The sequence below is a fragment of the Streptomyces sp. NPDC043876 genome (assembly GCF_056435825.1).
In genome coordinates, this window is the sequence record NZ_JBWKDV010000010.1 from 307,347 (window position 1) to 327,564 (window position 20,218).

A 20,218-nucleotide genomic window follows, 5' to 3' on the forward strand; every position below is an offset into this window, starting at 1 on the left:
TCCCCGCTCCCCCTCCCCCCGAAAGAGACCGCCATGAGCACCCTCGACTTCAAGGTCATCGACCTGGACTTCCCCGTCGGCTCGAAGAACAAGACCGCCACCCTGATCACCGGCGCGGAGGAGGCGTTCCTGATCGACACCGGCTTCACCCGCGCCGACGGCCACCGCCTGGCCGCCGAGGTCCTGGACTCCGGGAAGACCCTGACCAAGGTCTTCATCAGCCACGCCGACCCCGACTACTACTGGGGCGCCGAGGTCATCGCCGACGCCTTCCCCGAGGCGGAACTCGTCGCGACGCCGCTGGTGATCGAGCACATCGAGGCCGCCTACGAGGCCAAGCTCAAGGCCTGGGAACAGGTCGGCGCCAACCGCCCCACCCGTCTGGTCGAGCTGACCGAACTGACCGGAGACCTCACCTTCGAGGGACACCTGTTCCAGCTCAAGGGCGGCCACCTCGGCCTGCCGGACCGGCACTACCTGTGGCAGGCCGAGCACCGGGCGATCGTCGCCGGCGTGCTGCTGTTCCAGAACGAGCACGTCTGGGTCGCCGACACCGGCAAGCCCGAGGACCGCGCCGCCTGGATCGCCGTACTCGACGAGATGACGGCCCTGGACCCCGCCTTCGCCGTCCCCGGCCACCGCCTGCCCACCACCGCCGCCCCGGACGCCGGCCCGATCGCCTACACCCGCGACTACCTCGTCGCGTTCGAGGCCGAACTGGAGAAGGCCGACAGCGGCGAGGCACTGACCAACGCCCTGGTCGCCCGCTACCCGAACTCCGGGATGCTCATCGCCGCCCAGCTCGGGGCCAAGGTCGCCAAGGGCGAGATGACCTGGGGCTGACCCGCCCCGTCGGCAGCCGCTGCCGGACACTCCGCGCCACCCGGCACCGGCACCGACTGTGCGCGGCGGTGCGCGACCCGGGGGGCATTCCCCCGCCCCGCCCGCTCCCCCGCCCGCTCCCCCGCCCCGAGAAAGGGCGCCACCATGAGTGAGAACGCCGACTTCCACACCTCCGCCGCCCCCGCCGACATCGTGCGGCGCCAGTACCTCGCCTCCGCCCACGGCGACCTCGAAGCGCTGCGGGCCACCCTGGCCGACGACGTGGAGTGGACCGAGATGGCCGGCTTCCCCCTGGCCGGCACCTACCGCACCCCCACCGGCGTCACCTCCGCCGTGATGGAGCAGCTCGGGAAGGAGTGGGACGACTGGACCGCCCACGACGACACCTACGTCGTCGACGGCGAGAACGTCGTGGTCCTGGCCCGCTACACCGCCACCAACAAGGCCACCGGGAAGGACATCAACGTCCGCGTCGCCCACCACTTCATCGTCCGCGGCGGAAAGATCGTCCGCTTCGAACAGTTCGTGGACACCGCCAAGGTCCGCGACGCCATGCCCGCCTGAGCCTGACGCCTGACGCCGGCGACGACACTTCCCAGCAAACCCGCCGCCGTCACAAGATCGTCATGGACGCCGGCTACGACGTCACCAGTGTTCTCCGACGTCGCGGCGCCGGTCCCGAACGGCCGCCCGGGACCAAGCGCCGCCGTCCCGCACCCCGCGAGGCCTCGCACCGGGTCTGAGCTGGAGATCAACCTCAGCCCTCACGGCACGGCCGGAGGTTAAAGCTCAAGCTGAGCGCCGGGCCGACCACCCGGCCACACCGCACCCCCGCCCGGTCACCACCGCACCGTCACCACCGCCCCCTGGCCGACCCGGGCAGCGCCCCGACCCCCACCCCCGACCCGTGCCCGCCCGGCCTCCCCCGGCGGTAAATTCCCCTTCGCCGCCCCGCGCCGGACTGGCATGCTGGGACGCGTGAACGGACCGGAGATCAGCCTCACCCTCGCCCCCGAGCTGCGCCTCTTCACCGCGCCCAGCCGGCGGGGCGAGCGCGTGCCCACGCCCGTCGACGGCACGGCCAGCCTCGGCCACGTCGTCGAATCGGTCGGCGTCCCGCTCACCGAGGTCGGCCGGCTGCTCGTGGACGGCCACGAGGCACCCGTCTCGTACGTGCCCCGGGGCGGCGAGTCCGTCGAGGCGTGCGGCGTCACCCGGCCCCAGCAGGTCCCCGGCGCCCCGCTCCGCTTCCTCCTGGACGTCCACCTCGGCACGCTCGCCCGGCGGATGCGCCTGCTCGGCATCGACGCGGCGTACGAGAACGAGGACATCGGCGACCCCGCGCTCGCCACCCGTTCCGCCGCCGAACAGCGCGTCCTGCTCTCCCGTGACCGGGGGCTGCTGCGCCGCCGCGAGATCTGGGCGGGCGCCTACGTGTACAGCGACCAGCCGGACGAGCAACTGCGCGACATCCTGGGCCGGTTCGTACCGCGCCTTGACCCCTGGACCCGCTGCACCGCCTGCAACGGCACGCTGCGCGCCGCCGACAAGGACAGCGTCGGCGATCTACTGGAGGGCGGCACCCAGCGCTCCTACGACGTCTTCGCCCAGTGCGCCGCCTGCGAGCGCGTGTACTGGCGGGGCGCGCATCACGCCCGGCTGGAAGTCATCGTCAGCGAGGCGCTGGCCGAATTCGGCGGCGGCGTCACCGCGTAGGGCCCGGCTGCGGTGGGCAGACCTTCCCACCATGACAACCCCCGCTCCCGCCACCGAGCCCGAGCCCGCGCCCCGGCCGCAACCCACCCCGGACCTGGCGGACGCAGCAAACGCCCCGGACCCGACGGACGCGGCGAACACCCCGGGCCCGGCGAACGTCGTGGACATCGTGGACGTCGCGGTCATCGGCGCCGGCCCGACCGGTCTGCTGATCGCCGGGGACCTCGCCGCCGCCGGTCTGACCGTCACCCTGATCGAGCGCCGTCCGCAGACCGCCGCCAACCTCACGCGGGCCTTCGCCGTCCACGCCCGCACCCTCGAACTCCTGGACGCGCGCGGCCTCGCCGACGAACTCGTGGCCACCGGCAGTCCGATCCGCCGGCTGAACCTCTTCGGCTCGCTCAGCCTCTCCCTCGACATGCTCCCCACCCGCTTCCCGTTCGTTCTCATCACCCCCCAATTCAAGACCGAACACCTGCTGGAGCGTCGCGCGTTGTCCACAGGTGTGGACATCCGGTACGACCATGAGCTGATCGCACTGCGCCAAAGCCCGGACCCGTACCAGGACCAGGACCAGCAACCGCACCCCCACCAGAAACACCCCCACCCCCACCAAGACCCCGACACCGTCGCCCTCGACCTCCGCACCCCCACCACCGACCGCACCACCACCCTGTACGCCCGGCACGTCGTCGGCGCCGACGGCGTCCGCTCCACCGTCCGCCGCGAACTCGGCCTGCCCTTCCCGGGCCGCGCCGTCGTCAGCTCGATGGTGCTGGCCGACGTGCGCCTGACCGAGGAGCCCCCGGACCAGCTCGCCGTCGACAGCAACGGCCGCGCCTTCGCCTTCCTCGTCCCCTTCGGCGACGGCTGGTACCGGGCCATCGCCTGGCACCGCGACAGCCGGGCCCACGACGACGACCCCGTCGGCCTCGACGAACTGCGCGCCACCACCCGCGCCGCCCTAGGCACCGACCACGGCATGCACGACGCCCGCTGGATCTCCCGCTTCCACGCCGACGAGCGCCAGGTCCCGCACTACCGCGTGGGCCGCGTCTTCCTCGCCGGGGACGCCGCGCACGTCCACTCCCCCGCGGGCGGCCAGGGCATGAACACCGGTCTCCAGGACGCCGCCAACCTCTCCTGGAAGCTCGCCGCGGTCCTCCTCGGCCGCGCCCCCGACCCCGAGGCGCTGCTGGACAGCTACGAGCGCGAACGCCACCCCGTCGGCCGCCTCGTGCTCCGCGGGAGCGGCGCCCTGACCCGGATCACGATGGCCGCCACGCCCGCCCGCCGCGCGCTGCGCGACGCCGGCGCCGCACTCCTGGCCCGGATCCGGCCCGCACGCGACCGTGCGCTCGGCATGGTCTCCGGGATCGGGATCTCCTACCCGCCGCCGCCCGGTGCCGCCCGGCCCGCGGGCCGCCGTGCGCCCGACGCCGTCCTGCGCGAGGGCAGGCTCTACGAGCTGCTGCGGGCGGGCGGCTTCGTCCTGATCACCCCGCCCGGCATGACGCTCGGGCCGGACGCCGCCCCCGCTCCGGCCGCGCCGGAGCCCGGGCTCACCCACGCCTCCTGGCGCACGTACGGACGTACCGCCTGTGTACTCGTACGGCCGGACGGCTACGTCGCCTGGTCCGCGCCCGCGCCCACCGCGGCCGAGGTCGACCGGGCGCTCGCGGGCTGGATCCTGCGGGCTCGCAAGGAGTAGCGCGGTCGAGCCAGCCCCTGAAAGGAACGGCTGGAAACCACCACACGGGATCAGAAGGAGTAGGAGTCACCCGTGTCGAGGGCCAGTACCGCGCGCTCGTCGTTGGCGTGGTTGCGGTCGGTCGCGCCGCCGTTCCACCACGTGTCCAGCCGCACCACCACCTCCGGCGGCCGCTCCTTGAGGCGCAGCCGCAGGCCGATGTGGCGGCCCTGCCCGTGCGCGGGCAGGGTTCCCGTCTCGCAGATCACCTCGCGCTGACCGGCCCGGGCGCAGCCCTGCGCCAGTTCCTGGCCGGGGGCGAGGTCCGCGGAGAGCCGTAGCCGCAGGGTGGTGTTCGCGAGCGCGGCCGGCCCCTCGTTCTCCGGGACCACCCAGACGGCGAGCCGGCCGCCGGACAGGCTCACCCGCCCGTGGTAGGCCACATCAGCCTCAGGCGCCACCGCCCCGGGGGCCACGGCCCCGGCCGCCTGCGCGGCTCCCGCCGGGGCCGCGGCCCCGGCCAGCACCAGCCCCAGGACCAGCCCCACGGGCACCACGATTCGGACGACACCACGGCGCACGGTCACCGTCACCACCTCCACGCGCGGACGCTAGCGACCCGCGCCGCGCACCGGTCGGACCATCACACGAACGAGGGCGCGCCTCCCCGCCATCTGCGACGCCCACGGTCGGCACCGGCCCCCGTGCCCCGGCCCGCGAACCGGCCCCCCACCCGCGCCCCGCACCCCCCGCGCCGACCCGCATGCCAGGCTGACCCCGTGCCAGGCTGACCCCATGCCGCTCCTCCGCTCCGTGCCCCTCTTCGTCCTCGCCGCCGTCCTCGAAATCGGCGGCGCCTGGCTCGTCTGGCAAGGCGTGCGCGAGCACAAGGGCTGGGTCTGGATCGGCGCCGGAGTCATCGCCCTCGGCCTTTACGGCTTCGTCGCCACCCTCCAGCCCGAGGGTGACTTCGCCCGGGTGCTGGCCGCCTACGGCGGGGTCTTCGTGGCCGGATCCCTCGCCTGGGGCATGGTCGCCGACGGCTACCGCCCCGACCGCTGGGACATCGCCGGGGCCCTGGTCTGCCTGGCCGGGATGGCCCTCATCATGTACGCACCGCGCGGTCGCTGACCCGCCGCAGACCGCCGACCGGGCGTGCGGGCGCATGCCTATGCTGGCCGGGTATCGATCACCCGAACGAGGAGCGCTCCCATGACCCCCCGCATCGCAGTCGTCACCGGGGCGAGCAGCGGAATCGGCGCGGCCACCGCGCGGCAGCTCGCCGGCGCGGGCTACCACGTCGTGCTGACCGCCCGCCGCAAGGACCGCATCGAGCAGCTGGCCGCGGAGATCACGGCGGCCGGGCAGTTGGCCTCCGCCCACGCACTCGACGTGACGGACCGCGCGGCCGTCGACGCGTTCGCCGCGTCCCTGGAGCGGTGCGACGTGCTGGTCAACAACGCGGGCGGAGCGCTCGGCGCCGAGCCGGTCGCCACTGGCGACCCGGCCGACTGGCGCACGATGTACGAGGTCAACGTCATCGGCACGCTCCACGTCACCCAGGCCCTGCTGCCGGCCCTGACCGCGTCCGGCGACGGCACCGTCGTGGTCCTTTCCTCGACCGCCGGGCACTCGACGTACGAGGGCGGCGCCGGGTACGTCGCCGCCAAGAACGGCGCCCGCGTGCTGGCGGAGACCCTGCGCCTGGAGATCGTCGGCCAGCCGGTCCGGGTGATCGAGATCGCCCCGGGCATGGTCAAGACGGAGGAGTTCGCCACGACGCGCTTCCGCGGGGACACGGACAAGGCGGCCAAGGTGTACGCGGGCGTCGCCCAGCCGCTCTCCGCCGACGACGTGGCCGACACCATCACCTGGGCGGTGACCCGCCCCAGTCACGTCAACATCGACCTGCTGGTGGTCCGCCCGCGCGCCCAGGCCTCGAACACGAAGGTCCACCGCGAGCTGTAGCCGGTCGGGGCACGCGGCCGCCCGACGAGGCCGGCCCGTCCGGTACGACGCCACGCCCCGCTCCCGCCCCGGCCTCCCGCCTACGCCGGCCCGGCGTCCCTGAGCCGGGGCGAGAGGGCCGCGGGCTTGAGCCCCGCGGCCTTCGCCGCGGCCAGCGCCCGCTCCAGGTCGGCTTCGAGCGTGGGCGTGAAGTGCAGCAGCACGATGTCGCCCGCCCGCAGCCGCGGGGTGGGCGGCGTCTCGTTCCAGGTGGTGAAGTCGTGGGTCCAGGTGACCAGCGTCTTCACGCCGCACGCCTTCGCCGCGAGCCGCACGTCGTCGTCGACGGCCCCGTACGGCGGCCGCAGCAGCTGCGGCGCCCGCCCGAACGTCCCCTTGAGCCGCGCCCGCGCCCCGCAGACCTGCGCGTCCTTGCCGGCCGCGTCGAGCGTGGTCAGGTCCGGGTGGTCGACGGTGTGGTTCTCGACGGTCGCCCGCCCCTGCTCGACGAGGTCCGTGAAGTACGCCGTGTCGTACGAGGTGGCTCCGGGCAGCAGGAACAGCGTCACCGGCACCCGCTTGCCGATGAGCGTCCGCGCGGCGGCGGGGTCGTGGTACCACCCGTCGTCGATCGTCAGGAAGACGACCTGGTCGTCGGTCGGCACCCGCGACACGACGGGCGGCAGCCCCACCCCCTCGACGGCGGCCACGACCGGCTCCCCGGCCCCCACCCCCGCCACGGCCGACCCGGCCACCCCGAAGGTGAGCGACAGCGAAGCGAACACACCGAGAACGACCCGAGATCTCCTCATGGCGCCACCCTGGTCTAGACCAACTCCGACCGTCAACCCCCGCGCACGACCAACGTCCGCGCACAGCAGGCAAGTTGCCCCCGCAGTCGACTCAGTCGACGCCCGTGAGGTAGACGCGACTCGTGCCCTCGTCGACGCGTACCACCGCGACCTTCAGCCAGTCGAGGTTCCCCGCGCACGGCGCGCACACCTGGCCTTCGCGGACGCCGGCCAGCAGATCCGGCTCCGGCAGACCCAGGTGCGAGAACGGCGTGGCCGGGTCCCTGGTGCGGGGGAGCGGCTGTTCGCGCAGACTGAGCGGCTGCTCCGGCTTGAGCTGTGCGACGAACCCGTCGACCTCCCCCGCGGGGAGCTGGAACGCCATGATCAGGCCGTCGTCCTGCGGCCCCCGCAGGTGCGCCGCCTTCGCCCCGGTCGCCGTCGTCGGCACCCGTACGTGCAGCACCTCGGCGACCGACTGCACCGTGGCCCCGTCCACCCACTGCGCCACCTGCCGCGCCGACCGGCCCGCCGCCGGCGCGCCGTCCCCGGCGCCCCCCGAACACCCGGCCACCAGCCCGGCGAGCACGACCACCCCGCCGACGACCCCGGGCCGCCACCCGCTCCACGGCTCGTGCCGCTGCACCGTACTGCTCCCCCGCATGTCGAACTCCCCGGCGATGCCGACCTGCGGCTTGCCGTCCGGCCACCGCAGCGCACCCCCCGCACACACGCGGAGGGACCCGGACCACCCTAGGTCCGGGTCCCTCCGCTCCCCCGACAACTGCGCCCCGGGCCCGGTTCAGCCCTTGACGCAGATGAGCTGCTTCAGCTTGGCCACGACCTCGACGAGGTCGGTCTGCTGGTCGATGACCTGCTCGATCGGCTTGTACGCGCCCGGGATCTCGTCCACCACGCCGGAGTCCTTGCGGCACTCCACGCCCTTGGTCTGCTCCGCCAGGTCCCGCGTGGAGAAGCGCTTCTTCGCGGCCGTACGGCTCATCTTGCGGCCCGCGCCGTGCGAGGCCGAATTGAAGGACTTCTCGTTGCCGAGGCCCTTCACGATGTACGAGCCGGTCCCCATCGACCCCGGGATGATCCCGAAGTCGCCGCTGCCCGCACGGATCGCGCCCTTGCGGGTGACCAGCAGGTCCATGCCGTCGTAGCGCTCTTCGGACACGTAGTTGTGGTGGCAGCTGATCTCGTGGTCGAAGGACACCTTCGCCTTGCGGAACTCCCGGCGGACGACCTCCTTGAAGAGGCTCATCATCACGGCGCGGTTGTACTTGGCGTACTCCTGCGCCCAGAAGAGGTCGTTGCGGTAGTCCTGCATCTGCGGCGTGGCCGCCAGGAACACCGCGAGGTCGCGGTCCACCAGGTCCCGGTTGTGCGCGAGCCCGCGGGCCACGCCCATGTGGTGCTCGGCCAGCTCGTTGCCGATGTTCCGGGAGCCGGAGTGCAGCATCAGCCAGACCGATCCCGTCTCGTCGAGACAGAATTCGATGAAGTGGTTGCCTCCCCCGAGCGTCCCGATCTGCTTCGCGGCACGCTCCCGGCGGAACTTGACCGCGTCCGCGATGTAGTCGAAGCGCGTCCAGAGGTCGTCGAAGCCGTCCGCCGCGAATTCGTAGAGGCGCGCGGGGTCCACCGCCTCCTTGTGGAGGCCCGTACCCACCGGGATCGCCTGCTCGATCTTCGAGCGCAGCCGCGACAGGTCCCCGGGCAGGTCGCCCGCGGTCAGCGAGGTCCGTACGGCCGACATCCCGCAGCCGATGTCCACGCCCACCGCGGCCGGGCAGACCGCGTCCTTCATGGCGATCACCGAGCCGACGGTGGCGCCCTTGCCGTAGTGCACGTCCGGCATGACGGCCAGGCCCTTGATCCAGGGCAGCGTCGCGACGTTGTGCAGCTGCCGCATCGCGCTGTCCTCGACCGCGCTCGGATCGGTCCACATCCGGATCGGGACCTTCGCCCCGGGCACCTCTACATACGACATAACTTCCTCAACACCCGTCAACCTCAGAAAAGTCTCCATACGCAAAAAGCCTCGCATCAGGGCCCAAAGACGACATGGGACCGGCGTCAGCACCAGCGTGTGCGATAGACATTGTGTCCACGCGCGGCCCAGCAGCGGCAACGCAATTTCGCCTGTCGAACGGAGCCAGACGACGTGCAGCGCAACGCGGTACGGCAAGTCCTCCCGGGCATCGTGATGCTCACCGCGCTTCTGGCCGGGTGCACCGGCGGCGGCGGGACCGGGACCACCACCGACTCCAAGGCGGGCGGCGGCACGCCCGTCGCCGCGCCGCCGGGGAAGTACCGCAGCCTGCCCTCGCCGTGCAAGGCGGTCGACGGGAAGCGGCTGCGGGCCATGCTCCCGGCCGCGGCCACGCTCACCTCACCGCAGCGCGACCAGCTCTACGCCGGGGCCGCCGACACCTCGTACGACGGCGACCGCCGCGTCGGCTGCCGCTGGAAGGCGCAGACCCCCGAGGAGACCCGGCTGCTGTCCGTCGGCTTCGAGCGGGTCGTCTCCTACGACCGCGCCACCAGCAGCGACGACGCCAAGACGCGCCAGGTCTACGAGCGCCGCCTCACCGACGCCCACCTGCCGGCCCCCGTGCCGCCGAACGGCCCGACCCCCGGCGCGAGCACCACGCCCCCGGCCCCCGGCACCGCCCCGAGCGGCGCTCCCGCCCCCGGCACGGCCGCGCAGCCCGCAACCACCGCGCCGCCCGCCACCGCGCCGCCCGCCACCGCACCCGCCCCGGGCACCCCCGCCACCGGCGCACCCGCCACCACCGCCCCCGTGCCCTCCGCCACGCCCACTCCCCCCGAGCTGGGCTCCCGCGTCCTGGACGGGCTCGGGGACGCCGCCTTCGTCGAGGACCGGCTCAGCGCGGCCGGGTCCGCCGCCCAGGCACGGACCGTACGCATCGTCTTCCGCACCGCGAACGTCATCGTCACCGTCGAGTACAGCGTCCAGCCCGCGCTGCCCGGCGGCGTCCCCTCCAGCGCGGAGACGCAGGAGGAGGCGCGGCAGGTGGCACAGGCCCTGGTGGAGCGCTTCAACGACTGACGGCCGACCGACAGCCGACGGACGGACCGGCCCGCCCGGGCCCCCGCCGGCCCCCGGCCACAGCCTCGCGTGACGGCGGGCACAGCAGGCCGGCGCCCGGTCGGGCTACCGTTGCCCGGGTCCCCGTGCCCACCGACCACCAACGTACGAAGGAATCATGCACCGATCAGCCTCGCGCCTCACCCGTGTCATCGCCTGCGCAGCCGTCCCGGTGATCCTCGCCGTCTCCGGCTGCTCGTCCGACTCGGGCAAGAGCACCGACACGGGCAAGAAGTCCGATTCGTCCGCCGCGTCCAAGGCTCCGAGCAAGAAGCCGTCCGCCCCTCTGGAGAAGGCCGCCTTCGCCACGCTGCCCGACCCGTGCAAGACGGTCCAGGAGAAGACCATCGACGCGCTGGTCCCCGAGGCGAAGGACAAGAACGGCACGGCCACCAAGTCGAACGACCTGACCAGCCGCGCCAGCTGCTCCTGGAACGGCCTGGACGAGAACGGTCTCAAGGGCTCGGACTACCACTGGCTCGCGGTCTCCCTGGTCCGCTACGACTCCCACGAGTCCCTCGGCAGCGGCAACAAGCGCGCCGAGGAGCAGTACAACAAGCAGCTCCAGACGGCCAAGACCGTCCAGGGCGCCCAGAACGCGAAGAACGACCAGGTGGGCGGCGTCGGCGACCAGGGCACCTCGGTCACCTACACCACGAAGAAGGACGGCGCCGACTTCTTCAACACCACGGTCATCGTGCGCACCCAGAACGTCGTGGTCTCCCTGGACTACAACGGCGCCGCCTACGAGGGCGCAGCCGCCCCCGACCCGGCGAAGCTGCTGGAGGGCGCGGTCGCCGCGAGCCGCGAGGCCGTGAACGCGGTCGCCGCCGCCAACGCGCAGCCGGCGGCCTCGGGCGCACCGTCCGCCCCCGCCTCCGCCTCGGCCTCCGCTCCCGCGTCCGCCGCCTGACCTGCTCGCCCGGCCGAACGGGCCCGCGGACCAGGTGAGATCACCTCACCCGTACGCTGTGCCTGCCGTAGCTCGATAGTGGGAGGGGATCGCGGGTGGCCGCGATGCAGCTGACTCGAACGCACCGGATACTCATCGGCGTCGTCGTCGCCGGCGCCGTCGTCATCGCGGGAATCGGCTTCGCCGGTTCCTACGCCGCGGTGCGCGCGCTGGCGCTGCAGAAGGGGTTCGGCAGCTTCTCGCTGGTGTTCCCGATCGGCATCGACATGGGCATCTGCGTGCTGCTCGCGCTCGACCTGCTGCTGACGTGGATCCGCATCCCCTTCCCGCTGCTGCGCCAGACGGCGTGGCTGCTGACCGCCGCCACCATCGCCTTCAACGGCGCGGCGGCCTGGCCGGACCCGCTGGGCGTGGGCATGCACGCCGTCATCCCGATCCTGTTCGTGGTGACGGTCGAGGCCGCCCGGCACGCGGTGGGGCGGATCGCCGACATCACCGCGGACCGGCACATGGAGGGCGTGCGGATCACCCGCTGGCTGCTCTCGCCGATCCCCACCTTCAAGCTGTGGCGCCGGATGAAGCTGTGGGAGCTGCGCTCCTACGAGCAGGCGGTCGGCATGGAGCAGGACCGGCTGATCTACCAGGCCCGCCTCCAGGCCCGCTACGGGCGCGCGTGGCGCCGCAAGGCCCCCGTCGAGGCGCTGATGCCGCTGCGCCTCGCCCGGATCGGCGTACCGCTGTCCCAGACGGTGCCCGAGGGGCTCGCGGCCGCGGGGATCGAGCCCGCGCTGCTGCCCCCGCTCGCGGACGCCCAGGCGGCGCCGACGGCCCTGGAGGCGCGCCAACCGGCCGGGCAGCCGGACGTGGCCGGACTGCCGCAGGCCGCCACGGCGCAGGCGCAGCCCGTGCTGCCGGCCCAGGCGAGCGGCCCCGCGCCCGCGCCGGGGCCCGTCCACAGCGCCGCCCCGCCGCCCTTCGCCGTCGACCCGACCGCGATGCCCGCGGCCCACAACAGCGCGTGGTTCGCGGCCCCGCTGGCCCCGCAGGCGGCGTACGAGGGCGGCTACAACCCGCAGTACGTCGAGGGCCTGGAGCCCACCCCGGTGCTTCCCCCGACCGGCCCGGACGCCCAGCAGCAGGAAGCGGCGCAGCAGGCCCCCGGCCCGGTGGCGGCGGCCCCCGGCGCGGTCCCGGCCGACGGCCCGGCCGACGGCCGGGACCTCACCCCGGTCGACGAGGTGAAGTTCGCCGAGGCGGCGTACGAGGTGTTCCGCACCTACGTCGACGAGCACGGCAACTGGCCGAGCCCCGAGCAGCTCGACATACACCTCTCCGACGGCCACGGCATCGTCCACCCGCGCAGCTCCACCACGCTCAAGCGGCTGATGCCCGAGCTGAAGCAGCGCTACCAGACGGACCTGGAGAACGAACACATCGCCTGACGCCCCCCGGCGACCGGCCGACCGGATGGCATGGAGAAGGGCCCGGACCCCCGCGGGGGTTCGGGCCCTTCTCGCACCGGACTCAGACGGCGAGCAGCTTGCGCACCCGGTCCGCCCCGACCGCGAGCAGCAGCGTGGGCAGGCGCGGCCCGGTCTCCCGGGTCACCAGCAGCCGGTAGAGCAGCGCGAAGAACGTCCGCTGCGCGACCTTCAGCTCCGGCGTCGGCTTGGCGTCCGGCTCCAGGCCCGCCATCACCTTCGGCACGCCGTAGACGAGCGTGGTCAGCCCGTCGAGCGACCAGTGCGCGTCCAGGCCGTCCAGGAGCCGGCGCAGCGATTCGCGGCCCTCGTCGTCCAGCGAGGCCAGCAGCTCCGTGTCGGGCTCCTCGCGCACCAGGGTGCGCTGGTCGGCCGGGACCTGGGTGGTGATCCAGTTCTCGGCGCGGTCCAGCCGCGGGCGTACCTCGTCCAGCGAGCCCAGCGGGTTCGCGGGGTCGAGGTCGTTGAGGATGCGGACCGTCTGCTCGTCGTGCCCGGCCGTGATGTCCACGACCGAGGCGAGCGTGCGGTACGGCAGCGGCCGCGGGGTGCGCGGCAGCTCACCGGCGGCGGTCCGCACGGCGCGCGCGTGCGCGGCGGCGTCGGCGGGCAGCACGCTGCCGTCCGCGACCTTGGCCTCCAGCTTGTCCCACTCGTCGTAGAGCCGCTGGATCTCCTGGTCGAAGGCGATCTTGAAGGACTGGTTCGGCTTGCGGCGGGCGTACAGCCAGCGCAGCAGCTGCGGCTCCATGATCTTCAGCGCGTCGGCCGGGGTCGGGACCCCGCCCTTGCTGGAGGACATCTTCGCCATGCCGCTGATGCCGACGAACGCGTACATCGGGCCGATCGGCTGCTCACCGCCGAAGATGTGCACGATCTGGCCGCCGACCTGGAACGACGAGCCGGGCGAGGAGTGGTCGACGCCGGAGGGCTCGAAGATCACGCCCTCGTAGGCCCAGCGCATCGGCCAGTCGACCTTCCAGACCAGCTTGCCGCGGTTGAACTCGCTGAGCTTGACCGTCTCGGTGAACGCGTCCTCGGTGCAGACGTAGGTCAGCTCGGTGCTCTCGTCGTCGTAGGACGTCACCTTGGTGAAGTCCTTGCCGCACTGACCGCAGTAGGGCTTGTACGGGAAGTACCCGCCCTCGCCCACGCTGCCGTCGTCCTCGGCGGCGGCGCCCGAACCCTCGGCGGCCTCCAGCTCGGCCTCGTCGACCTGCTTCTGCTGGGGCTTCTTGCCGCCCGGCTTCTGCTTGGTGCGGTACTGGTCGAGGATCGCGTCGATGTCGCCGCGGTGCTTCATCGCGAACAGCACCTGCTCGCGGTAGACGCCCGTCGTGTACTGCTCGGTCTGGCTGATCGGGTCGTACTCGACGCCCAGCTCGGCCAGCGCCTCCACCATGGCGGCCTTGAAGTGCTCGGCCCACGTCGCGTACGCGGAGCCGGCCGGCGCGGGGACCGCGGTCAGCGGCATGCCGATGTACTGGCCATAGGTCTCGGGGTCCACGCCCGGGATGCCGGCCGGCACCTTGCGGTAGCGGTCGTAGTCGTCCCAGGACAGGACGTGCCGCACCTCGATGCCCCGGCGGCGGATCTCGTCCGCGACCAGGTGCGGGGTCATGACCTCGCGGAGGTTGCCCAGGTGGATCGGCCCCGACGGGGAGAGTCCGGACGCGACGACGACAGGTTTGCCGGGTGCTCGGCGCTCCGCCTCGGCGATGACCTCGTCCGCGAAACGGGAGACCCAGTCGGTCTCGGTGCTGCTCTGAGCCACGACACGTCCTTCTATCTCGAATGCTGGCTGCTGCCATTCTCCCAGACGGAAGAGAGGGCTCCGCGGTTGTTTTCTCCCGTGAAACCGAAGGCGCCCGCGTGGGATACTCGGCACTTGTCGGAACACCCAAGTGCGCGCCCCGCCGCGCGCTCAAGTACATCCTCACAGGAACGGCAGCTCATGGCCTCGGTCCCTTCCCTCGCTTCGTCCGTCAACCAGCGCGTCGCCGACGCCCTCGCCTCCGCCCTGCCGGAGGCCGGTGGCGCGGACCCGCTGCTGCGACGAAGCGACCGGGCCGACTTCCAGGCCAACGGCATCCTGGCGCTCGCGAAGAAGGCCAAGGCCAACCCGCGCGAGCTGGCGACCACCGTGGTCGGCGGGATCCCCGCCGGCGGTGAGGGCGACCTGATCAAGGAGATCGAGGTCTCCGGACCCGGCTTCCTCAACATCACGGTCACCGACCGGGCGATCATCGAGACCCTGGCGGCCCGCGCCGCCGACGCGCGCCTCGGCGTGCCGCTCTCGCCGACCGCGGGCACCACGGTCATCGACTACGCGCAGCCGAACGTGGCCAAGGAGATGCACGTCGGCCACCTGCGCTCCGCCGTGATCGGCGCCGCGATGGTCGAGATCCTGGAGTTCACCGGCGAGAGCGTGGTGCGGCGCCACCACATCGGCGACTGGGGCACCCAGTTCGGCATGCTCATCCAGTACCTGATCGAGCACCCGCACGAGCTGGACCACGGCCCGCGCGAGGAGGTCTCGGGCGAAGAGGCGATGTCGAACCTCAACCGCCTCTACAAGGCCTCGCGCGCGCTCTTCGACTCCGACGAGGAGTTCAAGACCCGCGCCCGCGCCCGGGTCGTCGACCTCCAGGCGGGCGAGGAGCAGACCCTCGCGCTGTGGCAGCGCTTCGTCGACGAGTCGAAGATCTACTTCTACTCCGTCTTCAACAAGCTGGACATGGACATCCGCGACGCCGACGTCGTCGGCGAGTCGGGCTACAACGACATGCTGGTGGAGACCTGCCGCCTGCTGGAGGAGTCGGGCGTCGCCGTCCGCTCCAACGGGGCGCTGTGCGTGTTCTTCGAGGACGTCAAGGGCCCGGACGGCAACCCGACCCCGCTGATCGTCCAGAAGACCGACGGCGGCTTCGGCTATGCCGCGACCGACCTGTCCGCGATCCGCGACCGCGTCGGCAACCTCAAGGCGTCGACCCTCCTGTACGTCGTGGACGCCCGCCAGTCCCTGCACTTCAAGATGGTCTTCGAGACGGCCCGCCGCGCGGGCTGGCTGAACGAGGACACCAAGGCCGTCCAGCTCGCCTTCGGCACCGTCCTCGGCAAGGACGGCAAGCCGTTCAAGACCCGCGAGGGCGAGACGGTCCGGCTGGTGGACCTCCTGGACGAGGCCGTGGAGCGGGCTACGGCGGTGGTGCGCGAGAAGGCCGAGAAGGTCGGCCTGACCGAGGCCGAGATCGTCGAGAACGGTCAGCACGTCGGCATCGGCGCGGTGAAGTACGCGGACCTCTCCACCTCCGCCGCGCGCGACTACAAGTTCGATCTGGACCAGATGGTCTCGCTGAACGGCGACACCTCGGTCTACCTCCAGTACGCGTACGCCCGCATCCGCTCCATCCTGCGCAAGGCGGGCGACCGCAGCCCCCTCGCGCACCCGGAGCTGGAGCTGGCCCCGGCCGAGCGCGCGCTGGGCCTGCACCTGGACACGTTCGGCGAACTGATCGAGGAGGCGGCGAAGGAGTACGCGCCGCACAAGCTGGCGGCGTACCTCTACCAGCTGTCCTCGCTCTTCACCACGTTCTACGACCAGTGCCCGGTCATCAAGCCGGAGCCGGAACTCGCCGTAGGCGAGAACCGCCTCTTCCTGGCCGACCTCACCGCCCGCACCCTCTCCAAGGGCATGTCCCTCCTGGTCATCAGGACGCCCGAGAAGCTCTGACGCGCCTCCGGGCCGGCTCCGCGCCGACCCGGAACCGGCCGTCGTCGGCCTCGCCTCCGCACCGGAGGCGGGGCCGACGGTCGTTTCCGGACCTGTGGTGAAACGGCCGAATTCCTGCTGCTGTGTCCCGGATTCCACTGACAGCCTGCGGACGTCCATCCGGATCGACCGCAGGGAGTCCGCATGAACCGAGTTCGCATCCGCCCCGCCTTATGGGTGGCCGCCACCGTCCTGGCCCTGGTCCCGGCCGGTCTGGGCGCCGCGACGGCGCAGGCCGCCCCGGCGGCCCCGCCGTCGGCGTCCGTCGCCGCCCCGGCCGCCGTGAACGTCACCGTCCCGCAGACCGTCATCCACGGCACCGCTGGCCTGAACCGCGGCGAAGCCTGGTACTCGCCCGACCAGCGGACCATGCTGATCCAGCAGTACGACGGGCACGTGGTGCTGTACCGCGACAACGTCGCGATCTGGACGGCCGTCGGCAGCTACGGCTACGGCAACACCTTCTACGTGCAGGCCGACGGCAACCTCGTCTCCTACGACGCCGCCATGCGCCCGCTGTGGAACAGCGCGACCGACCACCACCCGGGCGCCTACCTGGCGATCCAGGACGGCGGCAACATGGTGGTCTACAGCGGGTCCACCCCGCTGTGGTGGTCGAACCACCGGCCCGGCGGCCCCGTCGACCCGACCGACCCCGGCGATTGCCACCCGCGCCCGAACCACCTCTGCCCGTAAGCGGTCACCAGCGGCTCCGATTAACACCCGGACGGCCCCCGGCGCACCCGCCCCGGGGGCCGTCGCGTTCCCCGGACGGACCGGAAGCGGACGGCTAGGGTGGAGGCGTCCGATCCGAGGAGGAAGCGGAAATGACGCCCGCGATGCCCGCGCCCGACGAATCCGTGCCGCCCATGCCGGAGTACACACCGAAGGCTCTGCGCGCTGCCATGGCATTTCATGCCCCGGAGCTGCTGCCCGACTTCGACGCCTCCTGGCGGCGACAGATCGCCGACGCGTACGACATCGGGCCCGTCCCCGGGTTCATGGCCCGCTGGTGGGCGGAGTACGCCCTCGCACGCGATCCCGGGCTCGACCGGCACGTCGCCGAACTCGAAGCACGGGCGGCGGCGGCCACCGACTCCGAAGCGGCCCGCAAGTTCCTGGACGAGGCTTCCCGCATCCGGCACGGGCTGCGGGACCTGGAGCCCGGCGAGTGAGCGAAGAGTTCACCGGGCCGCCCTGGGCCGTGGACTACACCCAGGACGCCGAGAAGTACCGGCTCAGCCTCACGGACGATGTCCGCGAGGCGCTCCGCGAGACCGTTTTCGAGCTGCTGACCGCACGCCATCCGTACCACTGCTACAACGTGGAGCCCGCACGTTCCACCGTCCCCCGGGGCCCGCACATCGCCTACTTCGACGGCAACCGCGGCTGGGTCCGGTTCGTCTTCCTTCCTCGGGTGGCCGAGCCCCAGATCGTGGTGGAAGAGATCTTCTGGCAGTAGCCGGGCAGGACGGACGCGCGGTGATCACGGCGAAGGCCCCGGGACAGCCCGCCTGACCGGAGGCCGTCCCGGTGTCTCCGGTGTCCCGGGGACGCGGTCCGTTCAGTGGTTGAGCGGGTAGGAGTGCCGGCCGGTCGCCGCGTCGATCTCACCGTGCGCCTTCTGCAGCAGCTGGGACGCGAGGTCCATCAGGGCCCGCGCGCCCGCGATCTCCTCTCCGACCCGCAACTGTTCCGGGTCGGAGGGGTGCCGCATCGCGTACCCCCGGCCCCGCACTTCCGAGCCGTCACCGAGCCTGAGCAGCGCCGCCGTGCTGGTGCGGTGGCCCTCCTCGGAGAATTCCAGTTCCACATGCCATCCGACGAGCGTGGACATGACGGACCACCTCCAGGCCTCTGCCTCCAGCCTGCGCCCCGCCCCGCGCTACAGCCAGTCGAAGCGGGCCCCGGCCGCCCGGCGCCACCGCTCCAGGGCCCGCAGCGGGGGCCGGGGCACCGGCAGCGTCACCGCCATCGGCAGGCAGGACCGTAGCCACGGCACGTCGAGGTGGGTGTCCTCCAGCCGCACCCCGTCGCCGGTAACCTCCTCCAGCGATCCGTCCCGGCCGTACGCGGCGATCCGCAGGCCCGAGAGGCCCGCGCCCGGCCAGACGGCGGCGGCCACCACCAACCGCGTCCCGCGCGGGTCCGCCCCCGGACCGGCCGGCGGCCACGGACCGGGCGACTCGCGTACGTACACGGCGCATTCGGCGTCCGCCCGCGCCAGCAGGGACCGCAGGCCCGCCGACTCGCCCTCGTCCGGGAACCAGCCCAGCGCCTCCACCCGCGGCGAGCGGAAGGCCCAGATCCGCCGCTGCACCGCGTCGTGCAGCCGCATGGTGGCGCAGGCCCGCCGGAAGGCCTCCCACAGCACCCGTTCCAGGTACTCCACGGGGTCCGGCGCGGGGGCGGGGTCGTCACCGGTCATGACCCCAAGTGTCGCCTGCCCGCGACCGGTTCAGGAAGGCGGATCCGGACCCCGGATCCGCTCAGCGCACCTCGCGCAGCCAGCCCGCGACCTCGGTCGCCCAGTACGTCAGGATCGTGTCGGCACCCGCGCGCTTGATGCCGGTCAGGGTCTCCAGGATGGCGCGTTCGCGCTCGATCCAGCCCTTCTCCGCCGCCGCCTCGACCATCGCGAACTCGCCGCTGATCTGGTAGGCGGCCACCGGCACGTCCACGGCCTGCGCGACCCGGTACAGGATGTCCAGGTAGGGCCCCGCGGGCTTCACCATCACCATGTCGGCGCCCTCTTCGAGGTCGAGCGCCAGCTCGCGCATCGACTCCCGCGAGTTCGCCGGGTCCTGCTGGTACGTCTTGCGGTCGCCCTGGAGCGAGGAGGCGACGGCCTCGCGGAAGGGGCCGTAGAAGGCGGAGGAGTACTTCGCCGTGTACGCCAGGATCGCGACGTCCTCGTGGCCCGTCTCGTCCAGGGCGTCGCGGACCACGCCGACCTGCCCGTCCATCATGCCGCTCGGCCCCACCACGTGGACGCCCGCGTCGGCCTGGACCTGCGCCATCTCGGCGTACCGCTCCAGCGTCGCGTCGTTGTCGACCCGGCCGTGCTCGTCCAGCACGCCGCAGTGGCCGTGGTCGGTGAACTCGTCCAGGCACAGGTCCGACATGATGACGAGGTCGTCGCCGACCTCCGCCTTCACGTCGCGGATCGCGAGCTGGAGGATGCCGTCCGGCTCCGTGCCCGCCGTGCCGAGCGCGTCCTTGTTCTCGTCCGCCGGGACGCCGAAGAGCATGATCCCCGAGACGCCCGCCGCCACGGCCTCGGCCGCGGCCTTCCGCAGCGTGTCCCGGGTGTGCTGGACGACGCCCGGCATGGCCGAGATCGCGATGGGCTCGCTGATGCCTTCCCGGACGAACGCCGGGAGGATCAGGTCGGAGGGGTGCAGCCGGTTCTCCGCGACCATCCGCCGCATGGCGGGGGTGGTGCGGAGCCTGCGGGGCCGCGAGCCGGGGAAGGATCCGTACGCGCTCATCTTCAGTCGCCTCTTCGAGCATCGACAGCAGTCGCCTCCCAGCGTAGGGGGTCGCGTCGGCCGTTCTCCCCCAGCCCGAACTCGCACCACACCACCTTCCCGGGCACCCGCACCCCGACCCCCCACCGGTCCGCGAGCGCCGCCACGAGCAGCAGCCCGCGACCGCCCTCGGCCGCCGGATCCCGGTCCGCCACGCACGGCCGTCCCCCGCCGCTGTCGTGAACCTCGAACCGTACGTAGCCCCCGCACCGCAGCAGCCGCAGCCGGTACCCCCGCCCGGGTGGGACACCGTGCAGCAGGGCGTTGGTCGCCAGCTCGCTCACGCAAAGCAACATCTCGTCCTGGCGCTGTGTGACACCCCACGCGTGCAGTGTCACTCGGGCGAACTGCCTTGCACAGTGCACAGTTTGGCGGCTGCGAGGGTAGACCCGCTCACGCAGCACGGCCACATCCATT

22 protein-coding genes are annotated in these 20,218 nt (G+C 72.6%); 13 read left to right on the forward strand and 9 right to left on the reverse strand.

Annotation, left to right across the window (positions count from 1 at the left end; all coding sequences use genetic code 11):
* Nucleotides 1-33 precede the first annotated feature (33 nt).
* From AC0693_RS29320 to AC0693_RS29335, 4 genes are all read left to right on the forward strand, one after another.
* Nucleotides 34-843 carry an MBL fold metallo-hydrolase gene (locus tag AC0693_RS29320; protein ID WP_469334311.1) on the forward strand — a complete coding sequence of 270 codons (810 nt, stop codon included), beginning with the start codon at nt 34-36 and terminating at the stop codon, nt 841-843.
* Between the two features lie 144 nt (nt 844-987).
* Entirely contained in the window at nt 988-1,407 is a 420-nt protein-coding gene (locus tag AC0693_RS29325; RefSeq protein ID WP_478803311.1) for a nuclear transport factor 2 family protein, read from the forward strand.
* Between the two features lie 414 nt (nt 1,408-1,821).
* Nucleotides 1,822-2,559: a Mut7-C RNAse domain-containing protein gene (locus tag AC0693_RS29330; protein ID WP_478803312.1), complete on the forward strand. Its 738-nt coding sequence runs from the start codon at nt 1,822-1,824 to the stop codon at nt 2,557-2,559.
* Between the two features lie 31 nt (nt 2,560-2,590).
* The gene (locus AC0693_RS29335) at nt 2,591-4,270 is read left to right on the forward strand and encodes an FAD-dependent oxidoreductase (protein WP_478803313.1); all 1,680 of its coding nucleotides are present in this window, start codon (nt 2,591-2,593) and stop codon (nt 4,268-4,270) included.
* Between the two features lie 50 nt (nt 4,271-4,320).
* Here the strand turns inward: AC0693_RS29335 and AC0693_RS29340 are convergent, their stop codons facing one another.
* Complete coding sequence (locus tag AC0693_RS29340; RefSeq protein ID WP_478803314.1) at nt 4,321-4,851, reverse strand: hypothetical protein; 531 nt, start codon at nt 4,849-4,851, stop codon at nt 4,321-4,323.
* 193 nt (nt 4,852-5,044) lie between these two features.
* On the opposite strand from AC0693_RS29340, the gene AC0693_RS29345 reads away from it, so the two are divergent.
* Together AC0693_RS29345 and AC0693_RS29350 are read left to right on the forward strand one after the other, a co-directional pair.
* Entirely contained in the window at nt 5,045-5,380 is a 336-nt protein-coding gene (locus AC0693_RS29345) for a YnfA family protein (protein WP_469318102.1), read from the forward strand.
* A gap of 81 nt (nt 5,381-5,461) precedes the next feature.
* Nucleotides 5,462-6,217, forward strand: a complete 756-nt coding sequence (locus AC0693_RS29350) for an SDR family NAD(P)-dependent oxidoreductase (RefSeq protein WP_478803315.1) — start codon at nt 5,462-5,464, stop codon at nt 6,215-6,217.
* Nucleotides 6,218-6,297: 80 nt separating this feature from the next.
* On the opposite strand, the gene AC0693_RS29355 is transcribed toward AC0693_RS29350, so the two are convergent.
* The 3 genes from AC0693_RS29355 to AC0693_RS29365 all read right to left on the reverse strand — a co-directional run bounded on the left by AC0693_RS29355 (nt 6,298) and on the right by AC0693_RS29365 (nt 8,983).
* Entirely contained in the window at nt 6,298-7,008 is a 711-nt protein-coding gene (locus AC0693_RS29355; protein ID WP_478803316.1) for a polysaccharide deacetylase family protein, read from the reverse strand.
* Nucleotides 7,009-7,099: 91 nt separating this feature from the next.
* Nucleotides 7,100-7,720 (reverse strand): hypothetical protein, encoded by a 621-nt coding sequence (locus AC0693_RS29360; protein WP_478803317.1) that lies wholly within the window; start codon nt 7,718-7,720, stop codon nt 7,100-7,102.
* A 69-nt stretch (nt 7,721-7,789) separates the two neighbouring features.
* A complete protein-coding gene (locus AC0693_RS29365) occupies nt 7,790-8,983 on the reverse strand; it encodes an RtcB family protein (protein ID WP_478803318.1) in 1,194 nt (397 codons plus the stop codon).
* Between the two features lie 174 nt (nt 8,984-9,157).
* Between AC0693_RS29365 and AC0693_RS29370 the strand changes: the two genes are divergently transcribed.
* The 3 genes from AC0693_RS29370 to AC0693_RS29380 all read left to right on the forward strand — a co-directional run bounded on the left by AC0693_RS29370 (nt 9,158) and on the right by AC0693_RS29380 (nt 12,460).
* Nucleotides 9,158-10,066 (forward strand): DUF3558 domain-containing protein, encoded by a 909-nt coding sequence (locus tag AC0693_RS29370; protein ID WP_478803319.1) that lies wholly within the window; start codon nt 9,158-9,160, stop codon nt 10,064-10,066.
* A gap of 157 nt (nt 10,067-10,223) precedes the next feature.
* Entirely contained in the window at nt 10,224-11,018 is a 795-nt protein-coding gene (locus tag AC0693_RS29375; protein ID WP_356411529.1) for a DUF3558 family protein, read from the forward strand.
* Nucleotides 11,019-11,113: 95 nt separating this feature from the next.
* Entirely contained in the window at nt 11,114-12,460 is a 1,347-nt protein-coding gene (locus AC0693_RS29380; RefSeq protein ID WP_478803320.1) for a DUF2637 domain-containing protein, read from the forward strand.
* A gap of 82 nt (nt 12,461-12,542) precedes the next feature.
* Here the strand turns inward: AC0693_RS29380 and lysS are convergent, their stop codons facing one another.
* Nucleotides 12,543-14,273: a lysine--tRNA ligase gene (gene lysS / locus AC0693_RS29385; protein WP_468471672.1), complete on the reverse strand. Its 1,731-nt coding sequence runs from the start codon at nt 14,271-14,273 to the stop codon at nt 12,543-12,545.
* Between the two features lie 180 nt (nt 14,274-14,453).
* Here lysS and argS point away from each other — a divergent pair, with 180 nt between their 5' ends.
* The 4 genes from argS (at nt 14,454) to AC0693_RS29405 (ending at nt 17,733) form a co-directional block, all read left to right on the forward strand.
* Complete coding sequence (gene argS / locus AC0693_RS29390; RefSeq protein ID WP_478803321.1) at nt 14,454-16,232, forward strand: arginine--tRNA ligase; 1,779 nt, start codon at nt 14,454-14,456, stop codon at nt 16,230-16,232.
* Between the two features lie 183 nt (nt 16,233-16,415).
* Nucleotides 16,416-16,967 (forward strand): hypothetical protein, encoded by a 552-nt coding sequence (locus AC0693_RS29395; RefSeq protein ID WP_478803322.1) that lies wholly within the window; start codon nt 16,416-16,418, stop codon nt 16,965-16,967.
* Between the two features lie 131 nt (nt 16,968-17,098).
* Nucleotides 17,099-17,446: a DUF6247 family protein gene (locus tag AC0693_RS29400; RefSeq protein WP_478803323.1), complete on the forward strand. Its 348-nt coding sequence runs from the start codon at nt 17,099-17,101 to the stop codon at nt 17,444-17,446.
* Nucleotides 17,443-17,733 (forward strand): hypothetical protein, encoded by a 291-nt coding sequence (locus AC0693_RS29405; RefSeq protein WP_478803324.1) that lies wholly within the window; start codon nt 17,443-17,445, stop codon nt 17,731-17,733. The genes AC0693_RS29400 and AC0693_RS29405 overlap by 4 nt, the downstream gene beginning before the upstream one ends.
* Before the next feature lie 102 nt (nt 17,734-17,835).
* On the opposite strand, the gene AC0693_RS29410 is transcribed toward AC0693_RS29405, so the two are convergent.
* The 4 genes from AC0693_RS29410 to AC0693_RS29425 form a co-directional block, all read right to left on the reverse strand.
* Entirely contained in the window at nt 17,836-18,108 is a 273-nt protein-coding gene (locus AC0693_RS29410) for a DUF1876 domain-containing protein (protein ID WP_356416516.1), read from the reverse strand.
* A gap of 48 nt (nt 18,109-18,156) precedes the next feature.
* Nucleotides 18,157-18,699, reverse strand: a complete 543-nt coding sequence (locus AC0693_RS29415) for a hypothetical protein (RefSeq protein ID WP_356416513.1) — start codon at nt 18,697-18,699, stop codon at nt 18,157-18,159.
* 61 nt (nt 18,700-18,760) lie between these two features.
* Complete coding sequence (gene hemB, locus AC0693_RS29420; RefSeq protein WP_469318090.1) at nt 18,761-19,762, reverse strand: porphobilinogen synthase; 1,002 nt, start codon at nt 19,760-19,762, stop codon at nt 18,761-18,763.
* Between the two features lie 2 nt (nt 19,763-19,764).
* Nucleotides 19,765-20,217 (reverse strand): ATP-binding protein, encoded by a 453-nt coding sequence (locus tag AC0693_RS29425; RefSeq protein ID WP_478803346.1) that lies wholly within the window; start codon nt 20,215-20,217, stop codon nt 19,765-19,767.
* Nucleotide 20,218: the final 1 nt, after the last annotated feature.

Coding starts and splice junctions, on each gene's coding strand:
- AC0693_RS29320 (WP_469334311.1), top strand. CDS start 34: ATGAGCACCCTCGACTTCAAGGTCATCGACCTGGACTTCCCCGTCGGC.
- AC0693_RS29325 (WP_478803311.1), top strand. CDS start 988: ATGAGTGAGAACGCCGACTTCCACACCTCCGCCGCCCCCGCCGACATC.
- AC0693_RS29335 (WP_478803313.1), top strand. CDS start 2,591: ATGACAACCCCCGCTCCCGCCACCGAGCCCGAGCCCGCGCCCCGGCCG.
- AC0693_RS29345 (WP_469318102.1), top strand. CDS start 5,045: ATGCCGCTCCTCCGCTCCGTGCCCCTCTTCGTCCTCGCCGCCGTCCTC.
- AC0693_RS29350 (WP_478803315.1), top strand. CDS start 5,462: ATGACCCCCCGCATCGCAGTCGTCACCGGGGCGAGCAGCGGAATCGGC.
- AC0693_RS29355 (WP_478803316.1), bottom strand. CDS start 7,008: ATGAGGAGATCTCGGGTCGTTCTCGGTGTGTTCGCTTCGCTGTCGCTC.
- AC0693_RS29365 (WP_478803318.1), bottom strand. CDS start 8,983: ATGTCGTATGTAGAGGTGCCCGGGGCGAAGGTCCCGATCCGGATGTGG.
- AC0693_RS29375 (WP_356411529.1), top strand. CDS start 10,224: ATGCACCGATCAGCCTCGCGCCTCACCCGTGTCATCGCCTGCGCAGCC.
- argS (WP_478803321.1), top strand. CDS start 14,454: ATGGCCTCGGTCCCTTCCCTCGCTTCGTCCGTCAACCAGCGCGTCGCC.
- AC0693_RS29395 (WP_478803322.1), top strand. CDS start 16,416: ATGAACCGAGTTCGCATCCGCCCCGCCTTATGGGTGGCCGCCACCGTC.
- AC0693_RS29400 (WP_478803323.1), top strand. CDS start 17,099: ATGACGCCCGCGATGCCCGCGCCCGACGAATCCGTGCCGCCCATGCCG.
- AC0693_RS29410 (WP_356416516.1), bottom strand. CDS start 18,108: ATGTCCACGCTCGTCGGATGGCATGTGGAACTGGAATTCTCCGAGGAG.
- AC0693_RS29415 (WP_356416513.1), bottom strand. CDS start 18,699: ATGACCGGTGACGACCCCGCCCCCGCGCCGGACCCCGTGGAGTACCTG.
- hemB (WP_469318090.1), bottom strand. CDS start 19,762: ATGAGCGCGTACGGATCCTTCCCCGGCTCGCGGCCCCGCAGGCTCCGC.
- AC0693_RS29425 (WP_478803346.1), bottom strand. CDS start 20,217: ATGGATGTGGCCGTGCTGCGTGAGCGGGTCTACCCTCGCAGCCGCCAA.